Annotated in this window: 6 protein-coding genes and 2 pseudogenes; 2 read left to right on the top strand and 6 right to left on the bottom strand. The window is 65.0% G+C overall.

What is annotated here, in order from left to right; translation table 11 throughout:
• A pseudogene (locus tag EOA28_RS15415) lies at positions 1-319 on the bottom strand (membrane-bound PQQ-dependent dehydrogenase, glucose/quinate/shikimate family); the annotation flags it as partial.
• Between the two features lie 237 nt (positions 320-556).
• Here EOA28_RS15415 and EOA28_RS15410 point away from each other — a divergent pair.
• The gene (locus EOA28_RS15410) at positions 557-3,196 is read left to right on the top strand and encodes a UvrD-helicase domain-containing protein (protein ID WP_127252660.1); all 2,640 of its coding nucleotides are present in this window, start codon (positions 557-559) and stop codon (positions 3,194-3,196) included.
• A gap of 6 nt (positions 3,197-3,202) precedes the next feature.
• On the opposite strand, the gene EOA28_RS15405 is transcribed toward EOA28_RS15410, so the two are convergent.
• The 5 genes and pseudogenes from EOA28_RS15405 to EOA28_RS15385 form a co-directional block, all read right to left on the bottom strand.
• Positions 3,203-4,249 carry an ABC transporter permease gene (locus EOA28_RS15405; RefSeq protein ID WP_127252659.1) on the bottom strand — a complete coding sequence of 349 codons (1,047 nt, stop codon included), beginning with the start codon at positions 4,247-4,249 and terminating at the stop codon, positions 3,203-3,205.
• The gene (locus EOA28_RS15400; protein WP_126082029.1) at positions 4,249-5,037 is read right to left on the bottom strand and encodes an ATP-binding cassette domain-containing protein; all 789 of its coding nucleotides are present in this window, start codon (positions 5,035-5,037) and stop codon (positions 4,249-4,251) included. Before EOA28_RS15400 ends, EOA28_RS15405 begins: the two co-directional genes overlap by 1 nt.
• An 87-nt stretch (positions 5,038-5,124) precedes the next feature.
• Complete coding sequence (locus tag EOA28_RS15395; RefSeq protein WP_126060124.1) at positions 5,125-6,132, bottom strand: substrate-binding domain-containing protein; 1,008 nt, start codon at positions 6,130-6,132, stop codon at positions 5,125-5,127.
• An 82-nt stretch (positions 6,133-6,214) separates the two neighbouring features.
• Positions 6,215-7,123: a sugar phosphate isomerase/epimerase gene (locus tag EOA28_RS15390; RefSeq protein WP_127253780.1), complete on the bottom strand. Its 909-nt coding sequence runs from the start codon at positions 7,121-7,123 to the stop codon at positions 6,215-6,217.
• A pseudogene (locus tag EOA28_RS15385) lies at positions 7,123-8,153 on the bottom strand (Gfo/Idh/MocA family oxidoreductase). Before EOA28_RS15385 ends, EOA28_RS15390 begins: the two are co-directional and overlap by 1 nt.
• Positions 8,154-8,348: 195 nt before the next feature.
• Between EOA28_RS15385 and EOA28_RS15380 the strand changes: the two are divergent.
• Positions 8,349-8,745 (top strand): LacI family DNA-binding transcriptional regulator (locus EOA28_RS15380; protein WP_148670724.1); only part of this gene is annotated, 397 nt, incomplete at its 3' end.

Genomic DNA, 8,745 nt, shown 5'->3' with positions numbered 1-8,745 from the left:
CGGGCCCGCCCAAGCCGCGCCTTGCCCATGGCGTCAGAAGCCACAGGGCGATGAGCACGATGACGCCGCCGCGCGGACCGAGCTGCCACCAGTCGAAGCCGATTTCCCACACCGCCCAGCACAAAGTGGCGAGCACGAACAGCGCGTAGAGCCAGAGCGAGGTCGACCTGCGCCTGAACAGCAGCCAGGCCGTGATCAGGAACACCAGGCCGGCGATCAGGTAGTACCAACTGCCGCCCAGCGCGACGAGCCAGATGCCGCCGCCGCCGAGAATGAGACCGATGAGGAAGAGGACGAGGGAGGTGATGGTGACAGCCAAGACGGTGCTCCTTCGACTGTTGCGCGCATCAAGCAATTCCAGGAAAAGCGTGAAGCGTCTTTCCGTCCGGAACTGCGTCAAACAAGATAGAGCAGCTTGCGGGGTGCGACAGGCCCCGCCCTGCTGGCAGCTTTCCCCTCACCCGCTCCGGCTGTCAAGTTGGTCCGGGACACGCGAAACTAGAACAAAACGTAGACAGTTCTGGTCTTTCGCTCCCGAATCACTACATTCGGGGCGATGTCGGGCTTTTCCGAAGACATGCCTTTTTTCGATGAACCGAATGCGCGGCCGGCTGCGGCCCCGTCCGGCATAGCCGCGCGCGCCATGGCGGCGCGCAGCGGGCAGAACAGCGCGCCCGATTATCTGAAGGGCCTGAACCCGGAGCAGCGGCTCGCCGTCGAGACGACCGAAGGCTCGGTCCTGGTGCTGGCCGGCGCCGGCACCGGCAAGACGCGCGTGCTCACCACCCGCATCGCCCACATCCTCGCCACAGGCAGGGCCTTCCCGTCGCAGATCCTCGCCGTCACCTTCACCAACAAGGCGGCGCGCGAGATGAAGCAGCGCATCGGCCACCTGATCGGCGAAGGCAATGTCGAGGGCATGCCCTGGCTCGGCACCTTCCATTCTATCGGCGTCAAGCTGTTGCGTCGTCATGCCGAGTTGGCCGGGCTGAAGTCGGATTTCACCATCCTCGACAACGACGACGTGGTGCGGCTGATCAAGCAGCTGATCCAGGCCGAAGGGCTGGACGACAAGCGCTGGCCGGCCAAGACCTTCGCCCAGATGCTCGACAACTGGAAGAACAAGGGCCTCGGCCCCGAAGAGATTCCGGAAGGTGATGCTCGCAGCTTCGGCAACGGCAAGGGCCGCCAGCTCTACAAGGCCTATCAGGAACGGCTGCAGACGCTGAACTCCTGCGACTTCGGCGACCTGCTCTACCACCCGATCCGCATCTTCCGCGCCTATCCGGACGTGCTGAAGGAATACCACCGCAAGTTCAAATACATACTGGTCGACGAGTACCAGGACACCAACACCGCGCAGTACATGTGGCTGCGGCTCTTGGCGCAGCGCCCCAATGTCGGGCGCAGCCCGTCGGCCGAAGGCCGCAAGCCCGACCGGGCGTCGGCCGGTCAGGCCGCCCCCGCGGAGGCCAGCGAGCGAAGCGAGCGCGCGGCCGTGAGCGAAAACAAAGTCAACATTTGCTGCGTCGGCGACGACGACCAGTCGATCTATGGCTGGCGCGGCGCCGACGTCGACAACATCCTGCGCTTCGACAAGGATTTCCCGGGCGCCATCATCATCCGGCTGGAGCGCAATTATCGCTCCACCGCGCATATCCTGGGCGCCGCTTCCCACCTCATCGCCCACAATGAGGGCCGTTTCGGCAAGACGCTGTTCACCGATCGCAATGACCCCGAGGACGACAAGGTGCATGTCCATGCCGCCTGGGACTCGGAGGAAGAGGCCAGGGCCATCGGCGACGCCATCGAGGCCTATCAGCGGCAGAAGCACAATCTGAATGACATGGCGATTCTCGTCCGCGCGTCCTTCCAGATGCGCGCCTTCGAAGACCGCTTCATCACGCTGGGCTTGAACTACCGCGTCATCGGCGGCCCGCGTTTCTACGAGCGCCTGGAAATCCGCGACGCGCTGGCCTTCTTCCGCGTCGTCGCCAACAGCGGCGACGACCTTGCCTTCGAGCGCATTGTCAACGTGCCGAAGCGTGGGCTCGGCGAGGCCACCATCCGCCAGATCCACGACACCGCGCGCGCCATGCGCGTGCCGATGCTGGAGGCGGCGGCGACGCTCGCCGAAAGCGACGAGCTGAAGCCCAAGCCGCGCGCGGCGCTGCGCGAGGTCGCGGCCAATTTCGAGCGCTGGCAGAAAGCGCTGGAAACGAAGCCGCACACCGAGCTTGCCGAGACCATTTTGGAAGAGAGCGGCTACACCGACATGTGGAAGAACGACCGTTCCGCGGACGCGCCGGGGCGGCTGGAGAACCTGAAGGAGCTGATCCGCTCCATGGAGGAGTATGAATCGCTTCGCTCCTTCCTCGAGCATGTCGCGCTTGTCATGGACGCCGAGCAGAATGCCGAGCAGGATGCGGTGTCGATCATGACGCTGCACTCCGCCAAGGGCCTGGAATTCGAGACCGTTTTCCTGCCCGGCTGGGAGGAAGGCCTGTTCCCCCACCAGCGCGCGCTGGATGAAGGCGGCCGCTCCGGCCTGGAGGAAGAGCGCCGCCTTGCCTATGTCGGACTGACGCGGGCGAAGAAGAACCTGCATATCTGGTTCGTCTCCAACCGTCAGATCCACGGTCTATGGCAATCGACCATCCCGTCGCGCTTCGTCGACGAGCTGCCGGAAACCCATATCGACATCGCCGAGGGCGGCAATTCCTATGGCGGCTACGGCAATCCCTATGGCGGCGGCGCTTTTGCGTCGGGACGCGGTGGCGGCCGGCAGAACCCGTACGGCGCCTCGCGCTTCGACAATGTCGGGGCGAAGGACCAGGGCAGCTTTTCCAACACCTATGCCACGCCCGGCTGGCAGCGCGCCCAGGCCAACCGTACGGAGGCGACCGACCGCAACTGGGGCACCCGCTCCGGCCACCAGGTCGAGCGCATCGGATATGGCGAGACCGACTCAGGCTACGGCGCCGGCCGCACCTCTGTGAAGGGCCGCACCATCGAGGGCGAGCTGGTCGCCAAATCCGTCGCCGACACGCCGTCCGCCTTCAATGTCGGCGACCGCGTCTTCCACCAGAAATTCGGCAACGGCAACATAGCGGCCATCGAAGGCAACAAGCTCACCATCGACTTCGACAAGGCCGGGCAAAAGCGCGTCCTGGACGGGTTCGTCGCGCCGGTGTGACCGCCCTCACCTGTACCTTGCCTGGTTCCACTTGTGGCCGAGCAGCGACAGGATGATGATCAGTCCGTTGAAGAACTGGACGTAGAAGCCGCTGAGGCCCGCCGCCACAACGCCGGTCTGGATGAACGACACGGTGACCGCGCCGGTCGCGCCGCCGACCACCGTGCCGATGCCGCCCCAGGTCGGCGTGCCGCCGACGAACACCGAGGCGAGTACAGGCAAGAGATAGCCGTCGCCCGCCGTCGGCCACCAGGTGAAGTTGATCATCACCGAGAAGGTGCCGGCGATCGCCGCGCCTATGCCGGTGAAGACGAACACCTTCACCCGCACGAGCTTGACGTCGATGCCCATCTGCTTGGCGCTGTCGGGATTGTCGCCGACCACCTTGACCTGCGCGCCGAAGCGGTGCCGGTTGAAGAGCAGCGCCGAGAACACGACGAAGGCGATCGCCCAGAAGATCTGCACCGGGATGCCCCAGATCTGGCTGGAGAAGATCTTGTAGGCCGTGCTGTCGGCCAGATTGGTCAGCGCTGTCGACTTGCCCTCATTGATGATCTGGATCAGGCCGCGCAGCAGGAAATTCATGCCGAGCGTGGCGATCAACGACGACAGCCCGCCATAGACGACCAGCGAGCCGACCAGGAAGCCGAGCAGCGTGCCGGTGACCAGAGCCGCCGCAATGCCGAGGAACGGATCGTAGCCGGCCTGCACCACCAGCGCGAAGACCCAGGAGGCGAAACCCATCGTTGCCGGGAACGACAGGTCGATCTCGCCGCAGGTGACGACGAAGACCAGCGGCACCACCACGAACAGCGCCACCGGAAGCGTCGTCAGCACCGAGCTGTAGAGATACCAGGTGGTGAACACGGTCGGGTTGGCGATCATGAACACCGCCATCATGACGATGAACACCGCGAGCGTGCCGAGCGAAGCGCGGTTGTCGAGCACTAAGCCGCGCAGCCAGTGGTTCGACGGATGGCTCCATTCCTTGGCAGCCTGGCCGCTTGTTCTCCTGAGAGGCGTTTGCAGATCGGGTTCCATGGCCTTGCTCATCACGCTCTCTGCTCCGCGCCCTCGTGCAGCCCCGGCAGGCCGCCGGGATGCGCCACATCTTCCATGAAGTTGATTAGGTCGTCGGCCGACTTGACCTCGCTGCGGTCGGCCGTCAGCGCCACCTTGCCGCGGTCGAGCACGACGAAGCGGTCGGCGATGTCGAAGACATGGTGGATGTTGTGGCCGATGAACAGGATCGAGCGGCCGCTCGCCCGCACCTGGCGCACGAAGTGGAAGACCTTGGCGGTTTCGGTCAGCGACAGCGCCGTCGTCGGCTCGTCGAGGATGATCAGCTCCGCCTGCTTGTAGATGGCGCGAGCGATCGCCACGCCCTGCCGCTCGCCGCCCGAAAGCTGGCCGACGATCGACTGCGGCGTGAACACTTTCGAGGTGAAGCCGATCTCGCGCATTAGCCGGCTCGCCTCCGCGACCTCCTTGTTGACCTTCAGCCAGCCCATGAAGCCGGTGAGCTCGCGGCCCATGAAGATGTTGCGCACGATGGTCTGCTGCACGGCCAGAGCCCGGTCCTGGAACACGGTCTCGATGCCGGCGTCGCGCGAACGTGCCGCGCTCCATCCGCTGACCGGTTTGCCACGCACCAGGATTTCGCCGCTGGTCGGCCTGACCACGCCGGACAGGATCTTGATCAGCGTCGATTTGCCGGCGCCGTTGTCGCCGATCAGGCCGACCACTTCGCCGCGATCGACGCTGAGGTTGACGCCGCCCAAGGCATAGACCTGGCCGTAGGATTTCTTGATGTCGCGCAGTTCGATGATGCGTTCGCTCATGCGATCCTCGCTTGAATTGTGTGTTATGCCTGCCTCGTCCGCAGGCGGTCCCGCCGGCCGGGTTGGGTCCGGCCGGCGGCCTGGGGGTCAGCGCAGCGCCTGCTTGGCGAGCTCTGAGACGATCTCGTAGTTCTGCGGCGTCACGAAGCCGGCGCCGGTGTCGACGTTCATGGGGGCAAGACCGAGCACCACCTGCTGGCAGAGACTGAGGATCGGCAGATAGCCTTGCATGAACGGCTGCTGGTCGGCCGTCAGCTGCACCCAGCCGCCCTTGAAGGCCTCGACGATCTGCGGGCTGGTGTCGAAGCCGAAATTGAAGATGTCGCCGGGCTTCCTGCCCGCCGCCTGCATGTAGGTGGCGACATTGCCGAGCATCTGCCCGCCGGGATAGCCGACCGCCTTGACGCCGGGATTGTTGAGCAGCGCCGCAGTGATCGGCGGGATCGCGAGATTGGGATCGGCTGCCCATTCGGTTTGCGAATTGATCTGAACGACATCGACGCCGGCCTCCTTCAGCGCGGCGACCGTTCCACGCTCGCGCGCGCCACGGCTCTCGTTCTCGAACGGGCCGATCATGATCGCCTTGTCGCCGGCCTTCAGCCCGGCCAGCTTGAACGCCTCGGCGCCGAGCGCGCGCCCCTGCTGCTCCTGCTGCGCGCCGACATAGCCGCCGCCGAACGCAGCCACCACCGTCGGCACCGGAACGTTCTGGTACATCATCTTGATGCCGTCCTTATGCGCCTGTTCGGCCAGCGGCATGATCGCCGCGTCGCCCGGATGGCCCATCATGGCGATGCCCTGCGGCTTGACGGCGACCGCCTCGCGCAATTGCTGCACCATCTTTTCGACGTCCCAGCCGGAAAAGATGTAGTCGACCTTCGGCCCGAGATCGGCCGCCGCCTGCTTGGCGCCATTATAGACGATGGTGCCGAAGGCGTCGCCCTCGGCGCCGCCGACGAAGAAGCGGATGTGGACGTCCTTGCACCATTGGGCGTCAAGCGCCTTTGCCGGCAGAGTGGAGATCGAGGCGCAGAGCGCCGTGGCGGCCGCCACGACGGTCGAGCGCAGAACAGTCCTTCTGGTCGTGATGCTCATGCACGTTCCTCCCTTTTGGTCCCTCGCGATGGAGGGTTTCGACAATGATTTGGATCGGCCGGCTCCTCCCGCGGGCCGGCGCTCAAACCGGATTGGGCAGGTAGCTGTTCCCTCCCCGGCATTGCTTCAGATAATCGAGAGCGCGCGCCTGGCCGGTGATCTCCAGATCGCCGCGATAGACCGGGTCGTGCCAGCCTTCGATGTCGATGGCGCCCTTGTAGCCGGCCAGCCGCAATTCGCTGATCACCTGCGTCCAGTCGCTGTCGCCGAAGCCCGGCGTGCGCATCTGCACGAAAGGCAGGCGGCCGAACACGCCATGCTCGCGGATCACGTCCCAGCGCACCGTCGCGTCCTTGCCATGGACATGGAAGATGCGCGGCGCCCATTTGCGGATCTGCGGGATCGGATCGATCAGGTAGACGAGCTGGTGGCAGGGCTCCCATTCCAGCCCAAGATTGTCGTTTGGCAATTCGTTGAACATCAGCTCCCAGGCGTCCGGGTTGTGGGCGATGTTCCAGTCGCCGCTTGCCCAATTGCCGTCCATGGCGCAGTTCTCGAAGGCGATGCGCACGCCCTTGTCGGCGGCGCGTTTGGCCAGCGGCCCCCAGACCTCGCGGAAGCGCGGCAGGCTGTCGGTGAGCTTCTTGCCGCGGAGGCGGCCGGTGAAGCCGCAGACCATCGAAGTGCCGAACAGATGCACGTTGTCGATGACGGTCTCCCAGGCCTGGAGCACGCCCTGATCGACCTCGCCGCTTTCGAGCGGATTGCCGAACACACCGAGGGACGACACGGTGACGTCCGCATCACCGATCGCGTCACGGATTTCGCCCGCTAGGCGCTTCAGGTCCTTGCCGCCCAGCGTCTGCCAGAAGAAGGGCTGGATGCTCTCGAAGCCGAGCGGCAGGATCTGCTTCACGTAGGCGGCGGGATCGTCGAGATTGGCCCGCACCATGGTGCCGATCCTGATATCGAGAAGCGGGTTCGGCATCATCATCCTTCCTGGGTCGGGATCGCCACGCGCCGTCCGGTCTCCGCGCTTTCGATCGCGCCGAAGACCATGGCGAGGCTTTTGATGTTGTCGGCGCCGCGGGTCTCCGGCTCGGTGCCGGTTTCGATCGCGCGCATGAAATCCTGGATGATGCCGAGATGTCCGCCCACCCGATCAGCCGGGTCGAGCGCCGGCACCTCGATTGAATGCGTCTTGTCGATGATACCGTCGCGGCCCGACGCAACCACCTCCGCCATCAGCCCGTCATGGCCGTCCCACAACAGGCTGCCGCGCTCGGCAACGATGCGCCAGCTGCCTTCCCAGCTGGTGCGGAAACCGTCGGCGCACCAGGAGCCGGCATAGGTGAAGACCTTGCCGCCGCCGAGGTCGAAGACGGCGCTGGCCGACGAGCCCTGCCGGTACCAGGAACTGGCCGGCTCCCATTCCTGGCAATAGACGCTGGCCGGCTCGCCGGCGACCATGTAACGCGCGGCGTCGAAGGTGTGGATCGCCATGTCGAGCAGCAGCACATGGGCCATCTCCTCGCGAAAGCCGCCGAAATGCGGCGCGATGAAGAAATCGGCATGGATGCTGGTCGGCTTGCCGATGGCGCCGGAATCGAGGAAACGCCTGATCCGCCTGACATTGGCGACATAGCGCCGATTCTGCACGACCGCATGGATGCGGCCTGCGCGGCGCGCCGCATCGATAATGGCCCGCGCATTTTCCGGGCTGTCAGCCAGCGGCTTTTCGGTCAGCAGGTGGCAATGATGGCAAAGGAAGAAAGCGCAACCTCGCGACGTGCCGCCGGAACCACGACATCGAACACGGCGTCGGGTTTCGTCTCGTCGAGGACGGCGTCGACGCTGGTGCCGATGACGGCGTTGCTGAGATCGTATTCGCGCGCCCTCGCCTGCGCCCGCTCGGCATCGAGGTCGACAAGGCCGGCAATGGCGAGCCCGTCGATCTGCCTTGCGGCATCGAGCCACTGCCTGCTCATGGCTCCGCACCCGACCAGGACGACCTTCATCATCCAACGCTCCTCCTCGCTCGGCCCCTCCAGTCCGAGTGTCACGGCATTTCCGGCATCACCGTAAACGTTTTTCCGTAAACGTTTACGAGAACACACCCGATGGCCTAGAATGTCAATCACCCGCTCGCGAAAATCGACACCCACTGCTTGGCCTGAAGGGCGGCCGGTGCTAGCGAAGACAGGGGAGAACCGGCCTTGGCGTCCAGCATCCACGATCTCGCGCGTCATCTGAACATTTCGATCGGCACCGTCTCGCGCGCGCTGAACGGCCGTGCCGATGTCAATGCGGAGACGCGCCAGCGCGTGCTGGAGGCCGCCAGGAAGCTGAACTATTCGCCCAACCAGTCGGGCCGGAGTCTCAGGAAAGGCGCCACCCATTCGATCGCCTTCATGCTGCAACCGCACCCTGGCGACCAGCAATATGGCGAGCCGTTCTTCATCCCTTTCCTGACCGGCCTGCAGGCGCAGCTCGCCGAGCATGACCTCGATCTGATGGTCGTCATGGGTGAGCCCGGCCAATATCAGCCGGAGAGGCTGCGCCGCGTGGTTGAGACGCGGCGGGCCGACGCGGTCGTATTGGCCAATACAAGGC

This window comes from Mesorhizobium sp. M2A.F.Ca.ET.067.02.1.1 (assembly GCF_004023285.1).
GTDB lineage: Bacteria > Pseudomonadota > Alphaproteobacteria > Rhizobiales > Rhizobiaceae > Mesorhizobium.
This window is presented reverse-complemented; position numbering and strand designations above follow the sequence as displayed.